Annotated in this window: 19 protein-coding genes; 14 read left to right on the forward strand and 5 right to left on the reverse strand. The window is 70.2% G+C overall.

What is annotated here, in order from left to right:
* Nucleotides 1–30: 30 nt before the first annotated feature.
* The 3 genes from gcl to HCC30_RS01395 form a co-directional block, all read right to left on the reverse strand.
* The gene (gene gcl / locus HCC30_RS01385) at nt 31–1809 is read right to left on the reverse strand and encodes a glyoxylate carboligase (RefSeq protein WP_169440080.1); all 1779 of its coding nucleotides are present in this window, start codon (nt 1807–1809) and stop codon (nt 31–33) included.
* A gap of 452 nt (nt 1810–2261) precedes the next feature.
* Nucleotides 2262–3167, reverse strand: a complete 906-nt coding sequence (locus HCC30_RS01390) for a 2-hydroxy-3-oxopropionate reductase (RefSeq protein ID WP_169440081.1) — start codon at nt 3165–3167, stop codon at nt 2262–2264.
* A gap of 90 nt (nt 3168–3257) precedes the next feature.
* A complete protein-coding gene (locus HCC30_RS01395; protein WP_169440493.1) occupies nt 3258–4094 on the reverse strand; it encodes a TIM barrel protein in 837 nt (278 codons plus the stop codon).
* 319 nt (nt 4095–4413) lie between these two features.
* Between HCC30_RS01395 and HCC30_RS01400 the strand changes: the two genes are divergently transcribed.
* The 9 genes from HCC30_RS01400 to HCC30_RS01440 all read left to right on the forward strand — a co-directional run bounded on the left by HCC30_RS01400 (nt 4414) and on the right by HCC30_RS01440 (nt 12970).
* Nucleotides 4414–4668, forward strand: coding sequence for a hypothetical protein (locus HCC30_RS01400; protein WP_169440494.1), 255 nt, complete (start codon nt 4414–4416; stop codon nt 4666–4668).
* Nucleotides 4665–5075 carry a helix-turn-helix domain-containing protein gene (locus tag HCC30_RS01405; protein ID WP_169440082.1) on the forward strand — a complete coding sequence of 137 codons (411 nt, stop codon included), beginning with the start codon at nt 4665–4667 and terminating at the stop codon, nt 5073–5075. Before HCC30_RS01400 ends, HCC30_RS01405 begins: the two co-directional genes overlap by 4 nt.
* 161 nt (nt 5076–5236) lie before the next feature.
* On the forward strand, nt 5237–5770 hold the full coding sequence (gene uraD / locus HCC30_RS01410; RefSeq protein ID WP_169440083.1) for a 2-oxo-4-hydroxy-4-carboxy-5-ureidoimidazoline decarboxylase: 534 nt from the start codon (nt 5237–5239) through the stop codon (nt 5768–5770).
* A complete protein-coding gene (locus HCC30_RS01415) occupies nt 5767–6222 on the forward strand; it encodes a hydroxyisourate hydrolase (RefSeq protein WP_169440084.1) in 456 nt (151 codons plus the stop codon). The genes uraD and HCC30_RS01415 overlap by 4 nt, the downstream gene beginning before the upstream one ends.
* 7 nt (nt 6223–6229) lie before the next feature.
* Nucleotides 6230–7162 carry a factor-independent urate hydroxylase gene (pucL, locus tag HCC30_RS01420; RefSeq protein WP_169440085.1) on the forward strand — a complete coding sequence of 311 codons (933 nt, stop codon included), beginning with the start codon at nt 6230–6232 and terminating at the stop codon, nt 7160–7162.
* A gap of 116 nt (nt 7163–7278) precedes the next feature.
* Nucleotides 7279–8703 (forward strand): nucleobase:cation symporter-2 family protein, encoded by a 1425-nt coding sequence (locus HCC30_RS01425; protein WP_169440086.1) that lies wholly within the window; start codon nt 7279–7281, stop codon nt 8701–8703.
* A gap of 41 nt (nt 8704–8744) precedes the next feature.
* Nucleotides 8745–10142: an 8-oxoguanine deaminase gene (locus tag HCC30_RS01430; RefSeq protein ID WP_169440087.1), complete on the forward strand. Its 1398-nt coding sequence runs from the start codon at nt 8745–8747 to the stop codon at nt 10140–10142.
* Nucleotides 10143–10544: 402 nt separating this feature from the next.
* A complete protein-coding gene (locus HCC30_RS01435; RefSeq protein WP_169440088.1) occupies nt 10545–12044 on the forward strand; it encodes a nucleobase:cation symporter-2 family protein in 1500 nt (499 codons plus the stop codon).
* Nucleotides 12045–12262: 218 nt separating this feature from the next.
* Nucleotides 12263–12970, forward strand: a complete 708-nt coding sequence (locus HCC30_RS01440; protein ID WP_169440089.1) for a class I SAM-dependent methyltransferase — start codon at nt 12263–12265, stop codon at nt 12968–12970.
* On the opposite strand, the gene HCC30_RS01445 is transcribed toward HCC30_RS01440, so the two are convergent.
* Together HCC30_RS01445 and HCC30_RS01450 are read right to left on the reverse strand one after the other, a co-directional pair.
* Nucleotides 12965–17143, reverse strand: coding sequence for a M48 family metalloprotease (locus HCC30_RS01445; RefSeq protein ID WP_169440090.1), 4179 nt, complete (start codon nt 17141–17143; stop codon nt 12965–12967). The genes HCC30_RS01440 and HCC30_RS01445 overlap by 6 nt on opposite strands.
* A 3-nt stretch (nt 17144–17146) precedes the next feature.
* Nucleotides 17147–17677, reverse strand: a complete 531-nt coding sequence (locus HCC30_RS01450; RefSeq protein WP_169440091.1) for a hypothetical protein — start codon at nt 17675–17677, stop codon at nt 17147–17149.
* Nucleotides 17678–17931: 254 nt separating this feature from the next.
* Here HCC30_RS01450 and HCC30_RS01455 point away from each other — a divergent pair, with 254 nt between their 5' ends.
* The 5 genes from HCC30_RS01455 to HCC30_RS01475 all read left to right on the forward strand — a co-directional run bounded on the left by HCC30_RS01455 (nt 17932) and on the right by HCC30_RS01475 (nt 21671).
* Nucleotides 17932–18570 (forward strand): TetR/AcrR family transcriptional regulator, encoded by a 639-nt coding sequence (locus HCC30_RS01455; RefSeq protein WP_169440092.1) that lies wholly within the window; start codon nt 17932–17934, stop codon nt 18568–18570.
* Nucleotides 18571–18603: 33 nt separating this feature from the next.
* Nucleotides 18604–19236, forward strand: a complete 633-nt coding sequence (locus HCC30_RS01460; protein WP_169440093.1) for a DUF2867 domain-containing protein — start codon at nt 18604–18606, stop codon at nt 19234–19236.
* Nucleotides 19233–19472: an antibiotic biosynthesis monooxygenase gene (locus HCC30_RS01465; RefSeq protein WP_169440094.1), complete on the forward strand. Its 240-nt coding sequence runs from the start codon at nt 19233–19235 to the stop codon at nt 19470–19472. Before HCC30_RS01460 ends, HCC30_RS01465 begins: the two co-directional genes overlap by 4 nt.
* Nucleotides 19473–19859: 387 nt before the next feature.
* Nucleotides 19860–20156, forward strand: coding sequence for a hypothetical protein (locus HCC30_RS01470; RefSeq protein ID WP_169440095.1), 297 nt, complete (start codon nt 19860–19862; stop codon nt 20154–20156).
* A 63-nt stretch (nt 20157–20219) separates the two neighbouring features.
* Nucleotides 20220–21671, forward strand: a complete 1452-nt coding sequence (locus HCC30_RS01475; RefSeq protein WP_169440096.1) for a putative T7SS-secreted protein — start codon at nt 20220–20222, stop codon at nt 21669–21671.
* Nucleotides 21672–21686: the final 15 nt, after the last annotated feature.

Raw genomic sequence — 21686 nt, forward strand, 5'->3', positions numbered from 1 at the left:
GCGGTCAACGGGGAAGGGCGGGGCCGGGGTTCAGCCCTTCAGCGTGCTGATGGCCGTCGGCGCGTGCCACGGCTCCGTGGCGACCTCCTCGAACTCCTTCACCGCGCTGATGTCCGCCGTCGGGCTCATCGCGATGTTGGTGATGCGCTCCAGGATCGCCTCGACGACGACCGGCACCCGGTGCTCCTGCGCCAGCTTCTGCGCTTCCGCGAAGGCCGTGCCCAGCTCGCTCGGGTCGGTGACCCGGATCGCCTTGCAGCCCAGGCCCTCGGCCACCTTGACGTGGTCGACACCGTAGACGCCCAGCTCGGGGCTGTTCTGGTTCTCAAACTCCAGGTTGACCTGGAAGTTGATGTCCAGACCGATCTGCGCCTGCCGGATCAGCCCCAGGTAGGCGTTGTTGACCAGGACGTGGACGTACGGGATGCGGTGCTGCGCGCCGACCGCCAGCTCCTCGATCATGAACTGGAAGTCGTAGTCGCCGGAGAGCGCGACCACGGGGTTCTCCGGGTCGGCCTTGGCGACGCCCAGCGCGGCCGGGATCGTCCAGCCCAGCGGGCCCGCCTGGCCGCAGTTGATCCAGTGCCGCGGCTTGTAGACGTGCAGCATCTGCGCGCCGGCGATCTGCGAGAGACCGATGGTGGTGACGTAGCGGGTCTCCGGGCCGAAGGCCTTGTTCATCTCCTCGTAGACCCGCTGCGGCTTCATCGGGATGTCGTCGAAGTGCGTACGGCGCTGCAGCGTGGCCTTGCGCTCCTGGTGCGAGGCGACCCACTCGGAGCGGTCCGGCAGCTTGCCCGCGGCCTTGAGCTCCTTGGCGACCTCGACGAACAGCTCCAGCGCGGACTTGGCGTCCGAGGCTATGCCGTAGTCCGGCGGGAAGATCTTGCCGAGCTGGGTCGGCTCGATGTCGACGTGCACGAACTTCCGGCCCTCGCGGTACACGTCCAGCTGGTAGCCGGTGTGCCGGTTGGCCCAGCGGTTGCCGATGCCGAGGACGCAGTCCGACTCCAGGAACGTGGCGTTCCCGTAGCGGTGACCGGTCTGCTGGCCGACCATGCCGGCGTTCAGCGCGTGGTCGTCCGGAATGGTGCCCCAGCCCATCAGGGTGGGCACGACCGGGGTGTTGGTGACCTCGGCGAACTCGACGAGCAGGTCGGAGGCGTCGGCGTTGATGATGCCGCCGCCCGCGATGATCAGCGGGCGCTCGGCGTCCAGCAGGTACCCGATGGCCTTCTCGATCTGGGCGCGGGTCGCCGCGGGCTTGTACACCGGCAGCGGCTCGTACGTCTCCGGGTCGAAGTCGATCTCCGTGGTCTGCACGTCGATCGGCAGGTCGATCAGGACCGGGCCCGGGCGGCCCGAGCGCATCAGGTGGAACGCCTCCTGGAAGACGCCCGGGACCTGCGCGGCCTCCAGGACCGTGGTGGCCTTCTTGGCGACCGGCTTGGCGATCGACGCGATGTCGACGGCCTGGAAGTCCTCCTTGGCCAGCAGGTGGCTGGGGGCCTGGCCGGTGATGCACAGGATCGGGATCGAGTCGCCGATGGCCGAGTACAGGCCGGTGATCATGTCGGTGCCGGCCGGGCCCGAAGTGCCGATCGCGACACCGATGTTGCCGGGGCCCGTGCGGGTGTAGCCCTCGGCCATGTGCGTGGCGCCCTCGACGTGGCGGGCCAGCGTGTGGTCGATGCCGCCGACGGTCTTGAGCGCCTTGTAGAAGGGGTTGATCGCAGCGCCGGGCACGCCGAACGCCGCGTCCACACCTTCGCGCTTGAGAATCTCAACTGCCGCTTGGACAGCGGTCATTCGAGGCATGTGAGGCTCCTGAACCGACCCTCGGTGACGAGTGGTCGTGAATAGCAGGCGGTGGAGAGGCAGGAGATCCGGAAGCGGTCCGGGAGGACGGAGCCCGGGGTGTCCGGTACGTGGTGCTGTGGACGAACGGTGACGGGGGGAGCCGTCACGGAGAGCGGGGGTGGGTATCCGGGCGGCGGCGCCTTGGGCGCGACAGGACAGTTGTCAGCGCCGCCGCCCGGACGTGTGGGACCGGCCCTCGTGGGGCCGGGATCAGCAGGTCCCCCGTGGGGCCGGTGCCGGCCACCCGCGGGGACGGTGTCGGCCGTACTCCGCGGGGGACCTGCTGCTCGGGGCCGGGCCGTCCCCCGGAACCGGCCCGGCGTGGTGGGCCCGTCCGGCCGGCCGTCGGATCAGGGGCCGACGGCCGGCCGGACGCGGGGCCCTTGGCCCCCTCGGGCCGGTCAGCCCTCCAGCGACTCGCCGGAGAGGCGACGCACCCCGCGCACCAGCGCGGAGTGGTCGAGGCCGCCGTCGCCCTGCTGGCGCAGCGCGGCGACGAGCTGGGCGACGAGGGCGCCGGCCGGTACGGCGGCGCCGACGTTGCGGGCGGCGTCGGTGACGATGCCCATGTCCTTGTGGTGCAGGTCGATCTTGAAGCCGGGCTGGAAGTTGCCCGCCAGGATGCTGTCCTTCTTGCGGGACAGCACCGTCGAGCCGGCCAGACCGCCGTTGAGGACGTCGAGCGCGGCCTCCAGGTCGACACCGGACTTCTGCAGGAAGACCACGGCCTCGGCGACGGCCTCGATGTTGACCGCGACGATCAGCTGGTTCGCGGCCTTCACGGTCTGGCCGGAGCCGTGCGGACCGCACAGCACGATGGTCTTGCCGAGCGCCTCGAAGATGGGCTTGGCGGCGTCGAAGGTCTCCTGCTCACCGCCGACCATGATGGACAGCACGGCCTCGATGGCACCGGCCTCGCCGCCGGAGACCGGGGCGTCGAGCACCTTGACGCCCCTGGCCTTGGCGGCCTCCGCGACGTCCACGGAGGTCTGCGGGGTGATGGAGGACATGTCGATGACGGTGCTGCCGGAGGGGATGTTCTCCAGCACGCCGCCCTCGGCGAGGACGACCTGCTCCACCTGCGGGGAGGCCGGGACCATCGTGATGACGACGTCGGCGCCGGCGGCGGCCTCGGCGATCGAGGCGGCGCCCTTGCCGCCCTCCTTGACGAGCTCGTCGATCTTCGACTGCTCCAGGTTGAAGCCGGTGACGTCGTATCCGGCCTTGACCAGGTTGCGCGCCATCGGGGCGCCCATGATGCCCAGACCGATGAAGCCGATCTTCGTGTTGCCAGGGGTGAACGTCATGCGCGTACTGCCTTTCGGGTCTTTCGCTCGCGGGGAGCCGGGAGGATCGGGTCGGGCCTTCGGGGCCGGATGTCGGGTCCGGCCCGCGGGTCAGGCCGAGCGCAGGGGGGCGGGGAGCCAGCCGAAGGAGCTCGCGCTGGGCTGGTCGCCCGGCTTGTACTCCAGGCCGATCCAGCCCTCGTAGCCCGCCTTCTTCAGCCGGCCGAGGAGGTCGCCGAAGTCGAGCTCGCCGGTGCCGGGGGCGCCGCGGCCGGGGTTGTCGGCGATCTGTACGTGACCGGTCTTCGCCGTGTGCTCGTCGATGATCCGGTGCAGGTCCTCGCCGTTCATGGCCAGGTGGTACAGGTCCATCAGGAACGTGGCGTTGCCCAGGCCGGTGGCCTCGTTGACCTTGTCCACGATCTCGATCGCCTTGGGCGCGCTGACGATCGGGCACTTCGGCGACTCGGCCGCGTTCAGGGCCTCGATCAGCAGCGTGGCGCCGATGCGGTCGGCGGCGCGGGCCGCCAGCTTCAGGTTCTCCAGGGCGAGTTCGTCCTGCTCGGCCTCCGGGACGCCCTCGACGCGGTTGCCGTAGAGCGCGTTCAGCGCCTTGCAGCCCAGGGACTGGGCGAAGTCGGCCGCCACGTCGATGTTGCGGCGGAACTTCTCGGACTCCTCACCGGGGACCGACAGCGCGCCCCGGTCGGGTCCGGGCAGCTGGCCCGCGTAGAAGTTCAGCCCGGTGAGCTGCGTGCCCGCATCCTGCAACGCGGAGCGCAGCGCGTCCAGTTCGGACTGCTCGGGCACGGGCGCGTCGACCCAGGGCCACCACAGCTCGACGGCGGTGAATCCGGCGGCGCGTGCGGCGGCCGGGCGCTCCAGGAGGGGCAGTTCGGTGAAGAGGATCGACAGGTTGACGGTGAAGCGGTGGTCGGTGCTGCCGATTTCAGCGAGGGGCGCCACGGATCGTGCTCCCTTCCGAGGGTGAGTGACGAACGAGCTGAGCGGGGCTGTGGGCCACGGGATCAGCTATTCCGGATTACGGAAGTAAGTTTCTACGTAATGGAAGAGTGCTATCCGATCCCGTGGCTGTCAAGAGGAGTTCTGAGGTTCCTTCGCGGCTTCGTGCGATCCGCACCCGCGGACGGCGCCCGCTCCACCGATCGCACGAAAACCGCCCCGGGCCCGCCGCCGGCCCCGGCGGGAAGCCCGCGGCCGCAGAGCGGGGCCGGTTCCCGGCGGGGATCGCTACGGTGGGCGCATGATGCGATTGCGAGTCGAGTTCACGACCGAACCGTTCGACCTGGAGGAAGCGCCACGGCACGCCGTCGTGGCCCGGGAGGTCGTGCAGTCGGCCGAGCTGGACGCGGTGGACGTCGGCCCGTTCGGCAACACCGCCGAGGGCGAGGCGGACGGCGTCCTCACGGCCGTGGACGCCCTGCTGCGCAAGTCGCTCGCGGCGGGGGCCACCCGGGTCTCCCTCCAGGTGAACGTCCTCGGGGAGGGTGGGGAGGCATGACGGATCCGACGGGACACCCTTTCGCGGCGGCGGTGAAGCCGCTCGTGGACGCGATGGGCGGGGAGATGGTGGGCCCCGAGGAGGCACAGGGTGACGACGTGGTGCTGGCCTGGGAGGGCGAGGACGTCCTGGCGGTGCGGCTGCCGCACCTCTCCGACTCCCTCGACCACATCCTCTCCGAGCTCCAGCGGCGGCACGGGATGCCACTGTCCGAACTCGACCGCAGAACAAAGCAGTCGGTGGTCCGCATCCTGGAGACGCGGGGCGCGTTCTCCGTCCGGCACGGGGTCGAGACGGTGGCCGGCGCCCTCGGCGTCAGCCGCTTCACGGTGTACAACTACCTGAACAGGGAAAACGCGAGAGCGGGTAAGAACGACGAGAACTGCGGGGAACCCAGCGGGGCTTGACCACCCTTCGCTGTCGCGCGAACACGCACTGTCCATGAAGCTGCCGTCCGGACTCCGGGCGGCAGCTTTTCTGTCAGAAGACTTCAACAAACTGTTGACGCAATGTTCTTCGCGCACTTAGCTATTCCCAGCCCGAACAGCACCACGGCTTCGGAGGCCCCGTGACCACGCGTCTCGCACCAGGTCTGGCCTGGTTCAACTCCGCCGTGGAGAGCGACGCATCAGCCGCGCTCCACGACATCTGTGCCGCCCGGGCGTGGGGGGACGCGCTGCTCGCCAAGCGCCCCTACGCCGACGCATCCGCCCTGTTCACCGCGAGCGACGCCGCCATGGCGGAACTCAGTGCCCAGGGGCTCGCGGAAGCGATGTCGGGCCACCCGCCCATCGGCCGCCCCAAGCCCGGCGACCCCACCTCCTCCCGCGAACAGCGGGGGATGTCGGGAGCGTCCGAGGAACTGAAGGCGGAGATGCTCGAACTCAACCTGGCCTACCAGGACAAGTTCGGGCACGTGTTCCTGATCTGCGCCACCGGCCTGTCCGGCGAGCAGATGCGGGACGCCGTCCGCAACCGGATGGACAACTCCCCGGAACAGGAACGCGAGATCGTCCGCAATGAGCTGGTGAAGATCAACCGCATCCGACTGCAGGGCCTGGTCAAGACAGCGCCCGCACAGAAGGAGACCGAGCAGGCATGAGCAGCACACACGAAGCTCCCGGCGCCGTCGACCAGACCTCCGTGTCCACCCACATCCTGGACACGAGCGTCGGACGGCCCGCCGCGGGAGTGGCCGTAGCGCTGAGCGTGCGTGCCGGACGCGACGCCGCATGGACGGCGCACGGCGCGTCGAAGACCGACGCCGACGGGCGCTGCAAGGACCTCCCGGCCCTGCCGGAGGGCACCTCGCACGTACGGATCGACTTCGAGGTCGACTCGTACTTCGCGAGCAAGGAAGAGGAAAACCAGCAAGCCGAGGTACGGCAGGACGCCCCCCGCACAAGGGACAGCGCCCCTGGAGACAGGGACCGTGGCAGCAACTCCCCGTTCTTCCCCGAAGTGAGCGTCACCTTCGCGGTCGAGCCGGGCGAGCACTACCACGTACCGCTGCTGCTCAACCCGTTCGGCTACTCCGTGTACCGAGGGAGCTGACACCGATATGCCCACGTTTCTCGGCCAGAATCAGTACGGCAAGGCGGAGAACCGCGTCGTCAAGATCGTGCGGGACGGCGATACCCACCACATCAAGGACCTGAACGTCTCCGTGGCGCTCAGCGGCGACCTGGACGACGTCCACTACTCCGGGTCCAACGCCCACGTCCTGCCGACCGACACCACGAAGAACACCGTGTTCGCCTTCGCCAAGGAACACGGCATCGAGTCCGCCGAGCAGTTCGCCATCCACCTCGCCCGGCACTTCGTCGACAGCTGCGAGCCGATCCACCGGGCCCGCATCCGCGTCGAGGAGTACAGCTGGGAGCGGATAGCCAGCTCCGACGCCAACTCCCGCTTCATAGGCGCCGACGAGGTCAGCCACTCCTTCGTCCGCAAGGGCCAGGAGACCCGCACCGCGCAGGTCACCTACGACGGCGAGAACTTCGAGGTCCTCAGCGGTCTCAAGGGCCTCACCGTCATGAACTCCACCAACTCGGAGTTCTGGGGCTACATCAAGGACAAGTACACGACGCTGCAGGAGGACTACGACCGCATCCTGGCCACCGAGGTCGCCTCCGTCTGGCGGCACGGCTGGGACTGCGACGAGAAGCGCATGCCCAACTGGGAGAAGTCCTACGAGCAGACCAAGAAGCACATGCTCCAGGCCTTCGCCGAGACGTACTCGCTCTCGCTCCAGCAGACCCTGTTCCAGATGGGCGCGCGGATCATCAACAGCCGCGCCGAGGTGGACGAGATCCGCTTCTCCATGCCGAACAAGCACCACTTCCGCGTGGACCTCTCGCCCTTCGACATGAAGAACGAGGCCGCCGACGGCGCCGTGTACTACGCCGCCGACCGCCCCTACGGGCTCATCGAGGCCACGGTGCTGCGTGACGGCGCCGACGCCCGCATCCCGGTCGACATGACCAACCTGTGACGCGCGGCGGGCGCCGCCCGCAAGGTCCCGCACGCCGCTCACGGCGGCGCCCGCCCCGTCCACCACCACTTCCACCGGCCCGATCCCAGCCGGCGCCCCCATCCGAGAGGTTGGAGATGGCACACCCAGCACGTCCCGACGCCGACGGCGTTCCGGCGGGCCAGAGCCCCGAAGGCAGCGGCGTCCACCCCGTGGACGAGAAGCTTCCCGCCGCGAAGATGATCCCCGCGGCCCTCCAGCACATCGCCGCCATGTACGCCGGTGTCGTCGCGCCGCCGCTCATCATCGGCCAGGCCTGCGGGCTCGACGCTCAGGGCATGACGCTGCTGATCGCCGCCAGCCTCTTCATCGCCGGTATGGCGACCCTGCTCCAGACCCTCGGCATCGGCCGCCTCGCGGGCAACCGGCTGCCGTTCGTCAACGCCGCCTCCTCCGCCGGCATCGCCCCCATGCTCGCCATCGCCGACCAGGCGCCCGAGGGCCGCGGACTGCCCACCATCCTCGGCGCCGTCCTGGTGGCCGGAGTCTTCTGCCTGATCGTCGGCCCCTTCTTCGGCCGGCTGCTGCGGTTCTTCCCGCCCCTGGTGACGGGCGTCGTCATCACCCTCATCGGCGTCTCGCTGATGCCCGTGCCCGTGAAGTGGGCACAGGGCGGCGACGACGCGGCCGCCGACTTCGGCTCCATGCCGAACCTCGCGCTCGCCGCGTTCACCCTCGTCGTCATCCTGCTCGTGCAGCGCTTCGGGCGCGGCTTCCTCCGCCAAGTGGCCCTGCTCGTCGGCCTGTTCGCGGGAACCCTGGCCGCCATCCCGTTCGGCAAGGCCGACCTCGGGGCCATCCGGGACGCGCCCATCGCCGCGCTGCCGCAGCCGTTCCACTTCGGCGCGCCCGAGTTCCAGCCTGCCGCGATCCTCTCGCTGTGCATCGTGATGCTGGTGCTGATGACCGAGTCCTCCGCCGGAATGCTCGCGCTCGGCACGATCTGCGAACGCGACTGCGACAAGCACACCATCACCCGCGGCCTGCGCACCGACGGCATCGCCTCCGTCGTCGGCTCCCTCTTCGGCTCCTTCGCGACCAGCGCCTTCGCGCAGAACGTCGGCGTCGTCACCCTGACCAAGGTGCGCAGCCGGTTCGTCGTCGCCGTCGCCGGTGCCACCCTCGTCGTGCTGGGGCTCTTCCCCGTCCTCGGCGCCGTCGTCAACCTGGTGCCCATGCCGGTGCTGGGCGGCGCGGGTATCGTCCTGTTCGGCTCCATCTCCGTGAGCGGTATCCGTACGCTCTCCGAGGCCGGGCTCGACGACAGCTCCAACATCATCCTCGTCGCCGTGTCCCTGGGCGCGGGCATCATCCCGCTCGCCGCGCCCACCTTCTACGAGGACTTCCCCAGCTGGGCCCAGACCGTCCTGGGATCCGGCATCAGCGCGGGCGCGCTCGTCGCCGTCACGCTGAACCTCTTCTTCCACCATCTCGGCACCCGGAGCGGAAAGGGCGCGGTTCTGTCAGCCGCCCCGGCCGGTTCCGGCACTCAAATCTCCTAGGGCCCTGCCGTGCCCACCCCCGAGTGACACGAGGAAACACCATGGCAGACCACACACCGTCCGCAGCACAGCGCATCGTCATCGAGAACTGCGCCGTCGCCACCGTGGACGGACAGGACACGGAGTACGCCACAGGGCATGTGGTCGTCGCGGGCAACCGCATCGAATCCGTCGGACCGGGACCCGCCCCCCAGGGTCTCGAAGGAGTCGTGCGCCGCGTCGACGGCACCGGGCACCTGGTCACGCCCGGACTGGTCAACACCCACCACCACTTCTACCAGTGGCTCACGCGCGGACTCGCGCAGGAGGCCAACCTCTTCGAGTGGCTGGTGGCCCTCTACCCGATCTGGTCGCGGATCGACGAGGACATGGTCTACACGGCGGCCCGCGGCTCCCTCGGCATGATGGTGCGCGGCGGTGTCACCACCGCCATGGACCACCACTACGTGTTCCCCCGCGGCGCCGGCGACCTCCTCGGCGCCGAGATCCGCGCCGCGCAGGAGATGGGCGTCCGGTTCAACCCCACCCGCGGCTCCATGGACCGCGGTTCCTCCGACGGCGGGCTGCCGCCGGACTTCGCGGTGGAGACCACCGAGGGCGCGCTCGCCGCGACCGAGGAGGCCGTCGACACGTACCACGACGCCTCCTTCGACTCGATGCTCCGCGTCGGCGTCGCCCCCTGCTCCCCGTTCTCCGTCAGCACCGACCTGCTGAAGGAGGCCGCGGTCCTCGCCCGCCGCAAGGGCGTACGGCTGCACACGCACGGTTCGGAGACGGCGGAGGAAGAACAGTTCTGCAAGGAGCTGTTCGGCATGGGGCCCACCGACTACCTGGAGTCGACGGGCTGGCTCGGCGACGACGTGTGGATGGCGCACTGCGTCCACATGACCGACTCCGACATCGCCGCCTTCGCCCGCACCGGCACCGGCGTCGCCCACTGCCCCTCGTCCAACGCCCGTCTCGGCGCGGGCATCGCCCGCGTGCCCGACATGCTCAACTCCGGGGTCCCCGTCGGGCTCGGCGTCGACGGCACGGCGTCGAACGAGACCGGCGAGCTCCACACGGAGCTCCGCAACACCCTCCTCGTCAACCGTCTCGGACCGCACGCCCATAAGGCGCTCAGCGTCCGCAAGGCGCTGCGTCTGGGCACCTACGGGGGCGCCCAAGTACTGGGCAGGCAGCAGGAGATCGGCTCGCTGGAGCCGGGGAAGCTCGCCGACCTGGTGCTCTGGAAGCTCGACGGCATGGCCCACTCCTCGATCGAGGACCCGGTCGCCGCTCTTGTCCTCGGAGCCCCGGCACCCGTGACGCTGTCGCTGGTCAACGGGCGACCGGTCGTCGAGGACAACCGCCTCACCACGGTGGACGAGGACGACATCGCGCGCACCGCGCGGGCCGAGGCACAGCGGCTCGCCCGGATCGCCCAGGACGCGGGCTGATCCCCGCGTCCCCACTGAACTCCGGGGTGCATCACATCCGTCCGGCGGCCGGCAGCCGCCGGACGGCCCCGGAACCCCGGCCGGGAGGGACGGCTCCCGGCCGGGTCTGAGCAGCTGGTGCGCCCCCGGCGCGTGCCGCACCGCGAGAGCGGGACGGAGCGCGCCGGGGCGAAGATGCTCAGACGCTGCCCCGGAGATGTGGCCCAAACACTTCACATCTCCGGGGCAGTTGGTGAACCCGAGCCAGGGCGCGACAGGCCGACGGCGGTACTCCGGGACGACCTCCACGGCCGTACGTCGCACACAACCGCATATCGAGCACGACCTTGCACATGCACAGCCTCCGGGAAGCGCGTACCGGTCATCCGGGCCGGTACTGGAAAACGACAGGAGGAACCGCTCGTGGCCAATCAGCCCCGGTTCACCAAGCAAGGCACGACCCCAGAGGCGGACGACGGAGCGGGTGAGAAGCACCCGGTCGACCAGTCGCTCCCGCCGCTCAAACTCTTCACCACGGGACTCCAGCACGTCGCCGCCATGTACGCCGGCGTCGTCGCACCGCCCCTCGTCATCGGTGCGGCCGTGGGCCTCTCCGTGACCGAACTGACGTTCCTCACCGGCGCGAACCTCTTCATGGCGGGCATCGCGACGCTCCTCCAGACGCTCGGCATCTGGAAGATCGGCGCGAAGCTGCCGTTCGTCAACGGCGTCACCTTCGCCTCCGTCGCCCCCATGCTGGCGATCAACAAGTCGGAGGGCGCCGAGAACGCGCTGCCCGTCATCTTCGGCGCGACGATGGTCGCCGCGGCGCTCGGCTTCGTCATCGCCCCGTACTTCAGCAAACTCGTACGGTTCTTCCCGCCGGTCGTCACCGGCACCGTCATCACCCTCATCGGCATCTCGCTGATGCCGGTCACCTTCAACTGGGCCCAGGGAGGCGACGAACAGGCCGCCGACTACGGCTCGCCCAAGAACATCGCCATGGCGGGCGTCACGCTCGTCATCGTGCTGCTGCTGCGCCGCTTCACCACCGGGTTCATGAAGCAGGTCGCGGTGCTCGCCGGCCTCGTCATCGGCACGCTGATCGCGATACCCGTCGGCATCACCGACTTCAGCGCCCTCGGCCAGGCCGACGTCATCGGCTTCCCCACGCCGTTCCACTTCGGCGCACCGCAGTTCGCCATCGCGGCGATCATCTCCATGTGTGTGGTCATGCTCGTCTCGATGACCGAGTCCACGGCCGACATGCTCGCCCTCGGCGAGATCGTCGACAAGCCGTCCGGTGAGAAGACCATCGCGGCCGGACTGCGCGCCGACACCCTCGGCTCGTTCGTCAGCCCCTTCTTCAACGGCTTCCTGTGCAGCGCCTTCGCGCAGAACATCGGGCTCGTCGCCATGACGAAGATCCGCAGCCGGTTCGTCGTCGCCGCGGGCGGCGGCATCCTGATCCTGATGGGTCTGTGTCCGCTGGCCGCCGCGCTCATCGCGACCGTGCCGCAGCCGGTGCTGGGCGGCGCGGGCGTCGTGCTGTTCGGCTCCGTCGCGGCGAGCGGTATCCAGACGCTGGTGAAGGCCGGCATCGAGAAGGACAACAACGTCCTGATCATCGCGGTCTCGCTGGCCGTCGGCGTCATCCCGATCACCGCGCCGGAGTTCTACCACTCGTTCCCGGAGAGCGCGAAGATCATCCTGGACTCGGGCATCTCCACCGGCTGTGTCACGGCCATCGTGCTCAACCTCCTCTTCAACCACATCGGAGGCAGCAAGGAGGCCGACGACGTCACCTCACCCATGGAGCCGGGCGGCGAAATCCCGCACCAGCGTTCCCACCCCGACGACGAGCCGGGACCCGGCGAGGCGGGCCCCCACCCCACCCCGTCCCCCGAGGGCTCGAAGGCGTAGCGGGCGGCAGCCTTCGACCCACCCCGGGAAACCCTCGGGGTTCGGGAACTCCCGGAGCTCCGGGACCTGTTGCACACCGTCCGGCGGGCCCCCACCCCGCCGGACGCGACACGGCCTCGCCGGGTGCGCCGCACAGCGCACCCGGCGAGGCCGTCGCCGCGTTCAGGGGCGCCGGTGCCGCCTGGCGGAAGCTCCGCGGGCGGTGCGAAGCTGCCCCGATGAGTGCCGGGACCGCGTACCACGGGGACATGGGCGAGCACTTCGCCGCCGCGTCGGCGAAGAGCCTCTACCACGCGCACACCGACCGCCCCGCCCTGCGGGAACTCGCGGGCGACGTGACCGGCGCACGGGTGCTGGAACTCGGCTGCGGAGCAGGGCACTTCGCGGCCGAACTGCTGGAGCGCGGCGCCGGACAGGTCGTCGGCCTCGACGGGAGCGAGAGCCTGCTCCGCGCCGCCCGGGCACAGCTCGGCGCCCGCGCCGTACTGCACCGGCACGACCTGGAGGACCCGCTCACCCTCCTGGAGGACCGGTCCTTCGACCTGGGCGTCATGGCCCTGGCCTACAACCACCTCGACGCGCGGGAGCAGTTGCTCGCCGAACTGCGGCGCGTGCTGCGCCCCGGCGCGGCGCTGCTCGTCTCCACGACCCACCCCACCGCCGACTGGACCTACTTCGGCGGCTCCTACTTCACCGAGGAACGCGTGAAGCTGCCCTTCGGCGACGCGTTCGCGCTGGACTACTGGCGGATGCCGCTGGAGACCTTCCTCGGCGAGTTCCTCGGGGCCGGATTCGTCCTGGAGAAGCTCGTGGAACCACGCGCGCGGGAGGAGGGCAGGCCCGTCGACCCGGTCCGCCACGACAAGACGCACCGGCAGCCGGTCTTCCTCGCCGCCCGCTTCCGGGCTCCCGGCGGGACGTCATGAGCAGACCGCGCCCCTGTGCGGTCCGCAGACCGCGCGCGGGAAGAACTTCGCGTTGTAGCGGACCATCGAGAGGTGCACCTCCATCAACTGGCGGGTGTTGTGGGCGCTTTCCAGCTGGAGCGCGGCCGTGTGGAGGCTCACCTCGCCCCACTGGTCCGTGCCCGGGCCCAGCTCCCGCAGGCCGGTGGCACAGGTCGTGGCCGTCTTGCGCAGCTGCGGGGCGAGCCGCTGCCACGAGAGCTGGGCGCGCGGGTCGGGCGTACGGAAGTAGGCGTCGGTGTCCCGGGCCAGGTGACGGAGGCCGGCGCACACGGGCCGGAGCCCGCGCAGCCGCTCCAGCCTCTCCGGGCCCCGGCCCGAGGCGTTCAGAACCTCGTTGAACCTGGCCCGCTCACGCGACAGCCGGTCCATCAGCTCCTGACCGCCGAGCTCCAGCCACGCGTCCATCTGCTTCTTGCGGACGCGCGCCGTCACCCGGCTCTCCGGCGCCCGGTCCGGCGAGACCTGGTAGCTCATCGCCTGAAGCGCCGCGGCATCCGGCAGCCGCGCCGCCTTCCGCTCCTGATGCACCGTCTCGCCCCCGGCCACCAGCAGCGCGACCAGGACCAGGAGGACGGTGCCCGTGCGCCGGGCGGCGGTGTGGCGGGGGGCTGCCGGTGTCGGTATCGCGGGCCGTCGTCGGCTTCGTATCCGGAGGGACGTGCGCAGGCGGGACGCGGCCGAGAGCAGGGCCGAGATGAGCACGGCGGCGAAGCCCCCGAGCAGGAGCGTGGACTGCACCACGATGTGCAGATCGCCCCACCGGACAACCTCACCCGGGCGCCAACCACAGGATTCCGCAAAGCTGTTGGGCACCGGAGCGCAACCGTCCAGGGACAACGTCACGTACAGCGTCGCCAGCCCCAGCAACACAGTGGTCTCGGCAGCGACAAACGCAGCCAGCAGCCGGTACCCACGACTCAGCACCCCCGCCACGACAGCAGCAAGCACCGCAACCCCCAGCAGCCACCCCCACACCCACGCCAGCACAAGCAGCCCCTGCGAACTCCCCCGCGCCACGGGCGCCGCCTGCCCCGACACGGACGCCAGGTACGCCTGCACCCCCAGCACGGCCAGGGACGCTGCCGCACCGCCCAACAGGGCCGGGATGACGACGGGGCGACGGCGGGGGACGGCGTGCCGGCCGGTGGGCTGTGAACCCGCGTCGGCAGGCTCCAGGTCGGGACTTTCGTCGCCGGAACCCGGTCCTGTAGCGCTGGGCTTTGTGCCGGCGCCGGTACTGGAGGGCTCCGGGTCGGGAAGCTCTGGGCTGGGGCCGGCGGGTTCCGGGCACTTGGCATCGGCACCGGCGGGGGCGGGGTTCGGGTCTGCCGGTTCTGCACCTGCGTCAGCGGACATGGCATCGGTACCGGTGTTCGTGGGCCTCGGGCCGGCGGGCCCCGCTTGTGTGTCGGCAGGTTGCGGGGTGGCGCTGCCGGGTTTGGCACCGGCGCCCGTGTCGCCGGACTCCGCACCGACGCGTGTGTTGGCAGGTTGCGGGCCGGCATCCGTGGGCTTGGGACGGACGCCGGCGTCGGCCCCCGGATCTGTAGCGCTGGGCTCGGTACCGGCACCGGTACTGGCGCCGAGGATCTCCGGGCTGGGGCTGATGGGTTGGGTGTTGGCGCCGGTGTGGCTGGGCTCCGCATCGGTCCCGGTGTCGGAGAGCTCCGGGCTGATGGGTGGTGAACCGGAACCGGCGGGCTCCGTGCTGGGACCTACGTCGCCGGACCGGGGGCTTGTATCGCCGGGTTCGGTGACGGCCTCGGAACCCGCGAACTCCGGGTGGGGGAGCACCGGGCTGGGGTCGAGGCGTTTGGGGCTGGCGTCGGTGTGGCTGGGCTCCGGGCCGGTACCTACGGGCTTGGCATCGGCACCGGTGGATACGGCCTTCGGGTCGGCGGGTCCCGTGTTTGTATCGGTGAGTTCGGCATCGGCACCGGTATGGGCGGGCCTCGGGCCGGTATCGCCGGGCTTCGTACAGGAATCGGAGTCACCCGAACTCGGCTCTGCACCATCGGAGTTGGTGGGGTCTCCGGCGCCGGCGAGTTCCGGGCCGGGGAGTCCCGGTCTGATGCCGACGGGTTCGGTACTGGCGTCGGTGCGGCCGGGCCCCGTACCGGAACCGGTGCCAGCGGGCTCTGGGGTGGGGCGTGTTGCTCCTGTGCGGCTGGGCCCGACGCTGGCAGGGGTGTCGGAGGGCCCCGGGTTGGCGCCCGCGGGGCTGGTACCTGCACTGCCGGGAACCGGGCTGACATCGCCAGGCATCGTGTCGGCACCGGCACCGCCGGGACCCGGGTCTCCACCACCGGACTTGGCCCCGTACCCGGCGCCGGCCGGCACCGCCCCGTCGACCCCCACCCCGGCCTCCCCGCCGAGCCAGCGGGGCGTCCCGTGGGACGGGCGGGAGAGGCAGGCGAGGAGGGAGGCGAGGTACAGGGCGACGATGGCCGAGGTGCCGAGGGGTGGTTCGGCGAGGCTGAGGAGGACGGGGGCCGCGAGGGCGACGGCTGCTCGCAGGCCCTCGTGTTGTCCGGCCGGGCCCGGATACGCGCGGTCCACCCAGGTGCGGAGGTCCTGTGGGTCGAACCACCAGCCGAGGGTGAGTGTCGCGCCGCTGCCCTGCCACCAGGTCAGCCACGAGGCCAGGGTCAGACAGGAGGCCAGGAGGACCAGGAACACCACCGGCCGCAGCGACCGGCCACGCCACTTCGCTACCCACAGCCGGGCGCACTGCGCCGTCCACCAGGCGAAGACGGCGCCGGCCGGCAGGAGCAGCAGCAGGACCAGCGGCCGTGCGGGCAGCCACTGGTTCAAGGCGCCCTGGCCGGCGACGAGCGCGCCCAGGGTCATCCCGGCGCCGAGCCACAGCCCGGCCCGTACGGCGGAGGGCATGCGGTGCCCGGTCAGGAGGGAGTGCACGGCGGCCCGCCAGAGCGGCACCCCGGAGACGGCGACCACGAGTGCCGCAGCGGCCAGCGTCGAGAGCTGCGCCATCCACACGGTGGGGGAGCGCACGTACTGCTGGAACGCGGTGATCAGGTGGTAGTTGAGGAGGGTGGCGGCCGCTCCGGTGAGGAATATCGGGAACGCGGAAATCCGGAACAGCAGCCACGGATCGGCGAGCGCCGCCCGCCGGACGTCCCAGCGGGGGTGGGTGCGGAACAGCTGGGCGAAGGAGACGAGCGCCCGCCGTACCCGGCCGGACTCCGCCGGCGGTTCCGCGACCCGACTGCGGTGCAGGTCGGCGCCCCAGTGGGCCGCGGTCCGGTCGGCGTAGATCTCCCGGCTGCGCAGCACGTCGGCCCGCGACAGGTGGACCAGCATGCCGAGGACGAGCACCAGCACCAATCCGCGGGCGGCGAGCACCAGTTGGGAACTGCCCAGCTCCTGCGCCGCGCCGCCGACGACCATGGCCACGGACCACAGCAGGTAGAGCGGCAGGGTGAGGGCGAGGAAGACCCGCCAGAGCGTGACGGTGGCGTAGGTGAGGGTGAGGTCTCTGTTGCGGACGTGGGCGAACTCGTGGAGGACGACGGCGCGGAAGCCGTCCGGGTCGGTGCTGCGGCGGGCCAGCAGGCCGCCGTGCAGACACATTGTCGGGCGCCCGTCGCGGCCGAACACGAGCGCGCCGGTGGAGAGGGCCCCCGGGTCGACCACCACCCGGGGCAGCCGCAACAGCCCAGCCACCGCGGCCAGTTGCTCCAGCGTACGCCGGACCTCGCCGTCGTGGTCGACGTTCCGCAGCGGCACCACGCGCCGCCGCCGTCCCTTCCACGCGGGGAGGCAGAAGAAGAGCAGCGTGGCCGAGGCGAACAGCGCGAGCGGCCAGACGAGCAGGGCCCACCAGGGCGGCGGCGGGGCGTGCCGGTCCACGCAGCCGTCGAAGGCCACCCACTGCTGCACGCGCGCCTGGAGGATGTCGCTGTCCGTGGCCTGCGCCGGGTCGACGCCGGCGGCGAGCATGCAGTCGAGCAGGGAGTAGTTGGTGAAGGTGATGACGACCCGTAGCGACAGCAGGCTCGAGGTGAGCAGGATCTGGACCACCAGCAGGACGAAGCGCATGGTGGTCCCGGCGCTCACCGCGCGCTCGCCGCCCTGCGGCACCGGGCGTCCCGGAGCCGTCGTGGCCACGGCTCAGACGTCCAGGGCCGCGGCGCCGCCCTCGGCGTCGCCTCCGTCGTCCCGTGGCTCCAGCGCGAGCCGGGCGATCACGGAGTCGGCGACGGACGCCGCCCGTTCGGCGTCCAGCCCCTTCTGCTGGGCGCTCTCCCGCACCCGGCGGTGCACCTCGGCGAGCTGCTCCCGGGTCAGCGCGGGCACGAGCACGGGCGGCGAGGGACGCCTGCGCAGCCGGTCGAACAGGGCCCGGACGCGGGCGAGCCCGGTCTGCACGGCGAGGTCCGTGAACTGCCGCGCCGCCTGGTCCAGTACGAGCCAGACCACGGGTGTCACGAGCACCGCGATCTCCCCCAGCCCGAAACCCAGCGGGTCACGCCGCGGCTTCCGGCGCCCGAGCCGGCGCACCACGGTGGCGTCGTCGTAGACGGACAGGGCGTCCACGAGGGGGAGTTCCTCGGCTGCCGTGTCCGTGACGACGGCGCGGACCACGTCCCGCACGGAGCGCGCGGCCGTGCTGCTGGTGCTGACTGCTGCTTCAGAGTCCATGACGCCCCCCGGCGACTCGAATGGGAACAGCGATGTGCCGGTCACCGGCTGCCACGGGTGGGACGCGCGCTTCGTCCGCGTCCGCTCCGTGCGCCCCAACTCCGGCCGCACAGCGGCATTATGCCCGCGCTTCGCCGTAGCGGCGGCCCCCTCGGCCGAACCTGTGGACAACTCGCCCGGCCCACGACAGGCCGTCCCCCGCAGGGGTGCCGGACCACCGCGCGCGACCGGGGAGCCGCTGCTAACATACATACATGCCTGTACGTAAAGAGAGAGCGGGCGACGGCGAGACCCCGGGCGCGCACCGGTCCACGCAGGCCGAACGCCGGGCGCGCACGCGCAACGCGCTGCTCGAATCGGCGGCGCGCGGCCTGTCCCGCTACGGCTACGGCAACCTCGTGCTGGAACAGGTGGCCAGGGAGGCCGGGTACACGCGCGGCGCGCTCTACCACCTGTTCAAGGGGAAGCAGGAGCTGACCCTGGCCGCGTCCGAGTGGGTCATGGAGACCTGGAACGAGGAGGTCGGCCGCCCCGTCGAGCAGGAGACCGACCCCGCCACCGCCCTGCTCACCCTCGCCCGCGCACACACCGTCTTCTGCCGCCGCGACATCGCCCGCATCGCGATCGCGCTGCGCGTCGAGTTCTCCGGGCAGGACCATCCGATCGGGCGCGAGGTGGAGAAGGGGTACGAGCTGCTCGTCGGCCGGTGCGCACGCCTCGTCGAGGCCGGACGCCGGGCCGGCTCCCTCCCGGACGGCCCCCCTGCACGGGACGTCGCGCTCGCCTTCGTCGGCGCCCTCGAAGGCACCTCGATCACCCTGGCGGGCCGGACCCCCCACGACGAATCCCTGGTGGCCGCGGCCGTCGCCGGGACCCTCGGCCTCACCCCGTAACCGCCGCCCCTCCAAGGAGAAGGAGGCACAACGATGAGTACGGCGACGCGACTTGATCCCGCCGCGCACACCACCCGCCCCTGGCGTATCCATGCGATCGCCTCCGATTTCCGCGTCTACGACGTGTGGGCACTGCCGACGCCCGGTGGCCCCGGCGACTTCCCGCGCCTGGTGCGGCAGACCGTCGCGGGCGACACCTCCGGCAACCCGTCCCGCGTCGCCCGCACGCTCTTCGCGGTCCGCTGGAAGCTCGGCGCGCTGCTGCACTGGGACGACCCGGACTCCGGCGTCGGCTCCCGCGTCCCGACCCTCCGCGACCGCCTGCCGCAGGACCTGCGCGACGGCGAACGCGGCCCGGAGTTCGACCGACTCCCTTTCTCTTCCGTCTACTTGCTGGACGACGAGTGGGCGGCGGAGATGGCCAACCGGACGGTGCACGCCGTGATGCACCTCGGCTGGGTCCGCGACGAACACGGCGGCCACCGCGGGCAGATGGCCGTGCTGGTCAAGCCCAACGGGCTGTTCGGCAGGGCCTACATGGCCGCGATCGCCCCGTTCCGGCACCGGATCGTGTACCCGCCGCTGATGCGCGGCATCGAGGAGGAATGGCGCCGCACGACGCCACTGACGAGCGGCGACGAGACCACCGACGGGAGGACCGCATGAAGGTCGGCATCGTGGCCAGCCACTACCCGCACCCCGAGCACCGCGAGGAGTTCATCGCCCGCGTGCACGAAGTCGCCGCCGCGTTCCGGCAGACACCCGGGTGCCTCTCGGCCGAGTGCTGGTACTCCGCCGAGACGGACGCCGTCGTCTCGACCGTGCAGTGGCAATCCGAGCAGTCCCGCGACGCCTCGGCCATCGGGACACCGATTACGAAACTCGCGAACGCCCCCCGGTGAGATCCTCCAACTGGCCGCGCGCTAGGCGGCGTCCGGCTTCTGACTCCGTGACGCCCCGGCGGCGGCTGTACGTGAACAGCGGTGTGTGCTGCCGGCCCCTCACAAGTGGCGTGCGTCCGGCACGTCCGCCCCGTACCTCTCAACCTCGGCTGCACTGCGGCGCTATGCATACGTGTCGTCATAGCGACCGCCCCGGCGCAGGCTGTGGCCGATTGACGGCGGACAGGGCGTCCTCCTAGGACTCCTCGGGCAGTGCACCGGGGTTTCGGGGCTGCTGTGCCGAACTGTGAGGGGCTGGGGCCGCGACACCCGTGTGCGGTCGAAAGCCCGGTGCGCGGTAACGTGTTGAAAGGCTGTACCAAGCATGGGTAACTCCGGGGAGGGTGTATGGGCGGCTACTTCAAGGTCGAGGTAGACAATCTTGGACGTCTACTGAAGGACCTGCACGACAGTCAGGACAACATGCGCAAGGCGCTGGGCGCGATGAAGGAGACCGGGCCGAAGTCGACGGGATCCGAATCTCTTGATAATGCCTGCGATGAGTTCCATGACAGTTGGGATGGTGCCATCAAGAAAATCGCAGATGGTACTGAGGCGATCGAGGGAAAATTGAAGCAGGTAAAGCAGAACTACGAGTCGCTGGAAGATGCACTCCGAGACGCCTTCGCGAAGAATAGCAAGTAAATTGTTGCACAGTTTACGCTCGCTCAAGCCGTCCTTCGCTCTCCGATCTCCACAGGTGACTCCATGACCACGCGGGACTTCCCTGCACTAGGCTTCAATCCGGCGCCCGGTGATCTGGGCTCCGTTGATTCCCTCACTGGCAAGCTCGACTCAGCCAGGCGCTCTCTGGACTCGGCTCACCTTGTCCTGTCCCGCATTGGCAAGGGTGGTGGCGAGTGGCAGGGGGATGCGGCCAATGCATTCGCGGAAAAAGTCGGTGATCTACCGAAATACGTGCGCGACAGTCGTGACGCCATGCAGGACGCCGTTTCTCAGCTCCGCTCATGGCACACCGCGCTCTCCTCGTATCAGGAAAAGGGGCGCCAGTACGAGGCGCAGGCTGCTGCGGCCAAGCAGACGGTGACGACCAGGGAGGCTGAGAAGGAGCGCGCGGTCAAGGCCTATAACGAGGCCTCTGCCAACCCGGACTTGCGCTTGGCCGGCACCTATTACAGCGATCAGGCCGCCCTGGATGCAGCGCAGAGAAGGATCGACGCGGCGAGCGGAAGATTGAACAGGGCAGATGCTGCTCTCGACTCCGCTGGAAGCCGTCTGGATTCCGCCACCCAGGAGTTGGAGGCGATCGTAAAGAAGGCTGAGGAGCTTCTCGGGAATCATCAGGACGGCGCCCGGGGTATTGCCGACCGTATCCGGCGAGCCACTGAGAACGCGCCGGACCCGGGCTTCTGGGAAGGTCTCGGGGATTTCTTCACCAGTGTCGGTCACAGCATCCAGGAGTGGTGCACCAAGAATGCCGACCTGCTCAAGGAGATCGGCGACTGGCTGTCGATTGCCTCCAGCGTCCTGGGGGTCGCGTCGCTGCTGACTCTGTGGTGCCCGCCGCTCTCGGGTGCCTTGGCTCTCGCCAGTGCGGGTGCTTCTCTCGGCGCGCTCGCCACGCATGGAGCGGCGAAGCTCGGTGGTGCGGACGTGGGCGTGATGGACCTCGTGGGCGACGGGATTGGGGTGGTTCCATTGGGGAAGTTCGGCTCCGTCGCCATGAAGGGGGCCAAGGTCCCAATGAAGTTGGCGCAGGTGGAAGGCCGCACTGTCGCCTCAGTTGACAAGGTCAACAAGATCCGAGCTCTGCGAGATGCCGGCTTCAACGGGCGTGCTCTGGAGGGCAAGTCACTCTTTGGGATGGGTAACGAGTACGTAGGCGGCAGCAAGGCCTTCACGGCCTCTGGGTTCGGAAATCGTATGGGGCTGGCATGGAACAGTCACGTCCAGGATATTGCAGGGGCAAGCATCAAGGAGGCCGGGCTCAGTAAGGGCCTTACCAAGGCCCTCGATAGCAGCCTCACCCCCGATGCGGTCAAGGACTCCCTGCGCGGGGCCATGAGGGCCGATGGTTCTATCGACCCGCTGTCTTGGTGGTCCAAGGGGCCGCAGGTGGCCCAGCAGGCGCCGGGAATTGCTATCGACGCCCACACTCAGCTTACGGATTCAGGTGCGCCGGCTGCGGGGAGGCTTTGATGCGTAATGTCTTGG

It is taken from the genome of Streptomyces sp. HNM0574, assembly GCF_012726235.1.
GTDB lineage: Bacteria > Actinomycetota > Actinomycetes > Streptomycetales > Streptomycetaceae > Streptomyces.

Excerpts from the sequence above, each read along its gene's own strand:
- gcl (WP_169440080.1), bottom strand. The coding sequence starts at position 1,809 with ATGACCGCTGTCCAAGCGGCAGTTGAGATTCTCAAGCGCGAAGGTGTG.
- HCC30_RS01390 (WP_169440081.1), bottom strand. The coding sequence starts at position 3,167 with ATGACGTTCACCCCTGGCAACACGAAGATCGGCTTCATCGGTCTGGGC.
- HCC30_RS01400 (WP_169440494.1), top strand. The coding sequence starts at position 4,414 with ATGCGATTGCGAGTCGAGTTCACGACCGAACCGTTCGACCTGGAGGAA.
- HCC30_RS01405 (WP_169440082.1), top strand. The coding sequence starts at position 4,665 with ATGACGGATCCGACGGGACACCCTTTCGCGGCGGCGGTGAAGCCGCTC.
- HCC30_RS01415 (WP_169440084.1), top strand. The coding sequence starts at position 5,767 with ATGAGCAGCACACACGAAGCTCCCGGCGCCGTCGACCAGACCTCCGTG.
- pucL (WP_169440085.1), top strand. The coding sequence starts at position 6,230 with ATGCCCACGTTTCTCGGCCAGAATCAGTACGGCAAGGCGGAGAACCGC.
- HCC30_RS01425 (WP_169440086.1), top strand. The coding sequence starts at position 7,279 with ATGGCACACCCAGCACGTCCCGACGCCGACGGCGTTCCGGCGGGCCAG.
- HCC30_RS01430 (WP_169440087.1), top strand. The coding sequence starts at position 8,745 with ATGGCAGACCACACACCGTCCGCAGCACAGCGCATCGTCATCGAGAAC.
- HCC30_RS01440 (WP_169440089.1), top strand. The coding sequence starts at position 12,263 with ATGAGTGCCGGGACCGCGTACCACGGGGACATGGGCGAGCACTTCGCC.
- HCC30_RS01450 (WP_169440091.1), bottom strand. The coding sequence starts at position 17,677 with ATGGACTCTGAAGCAGCAGTCAGCACCAGCAGCACGGCCGCGCGCTCC.
- HCC30_RS01455 (WP_169440092.1), top strand. The coding sequence starts at position 17,932 with ATGCCTGTACGTAAAGAGAGAGCGGGCGACGGCGAGACCCCGGGCGCG.
- HCC30_RS01460 (WP_169440093.1), top strand. The coding sequence starts at position 18,604 with ATGAGTACGGCGACGCGACTTGATCCCGCCGCGCACACCACCCGCCCC.
- HCC30_RS01465 (WP_169440094.1), top strand. The coding sequence starts at position 19,233 with ATGAAGGTCGGCATCGTGGCCAGCCACTACCCGCACCCCGAGCACCGC.
- HCC30_RS01470 (WP_169440095.1), top strand. The coding sequence starts at position 19,860 with ATGGGCGGCTACTTCAAGGTCGAGGTAGACAATCTTGGACGTCTACTG.
- HCC30_RS01475 (WP_169440096.1), top strand. The coding sequence starts at position 20,220 with ATGACCACGCGGGACTTCCCTGCACTAGGCTTCAATCCGGCGCCCGGT.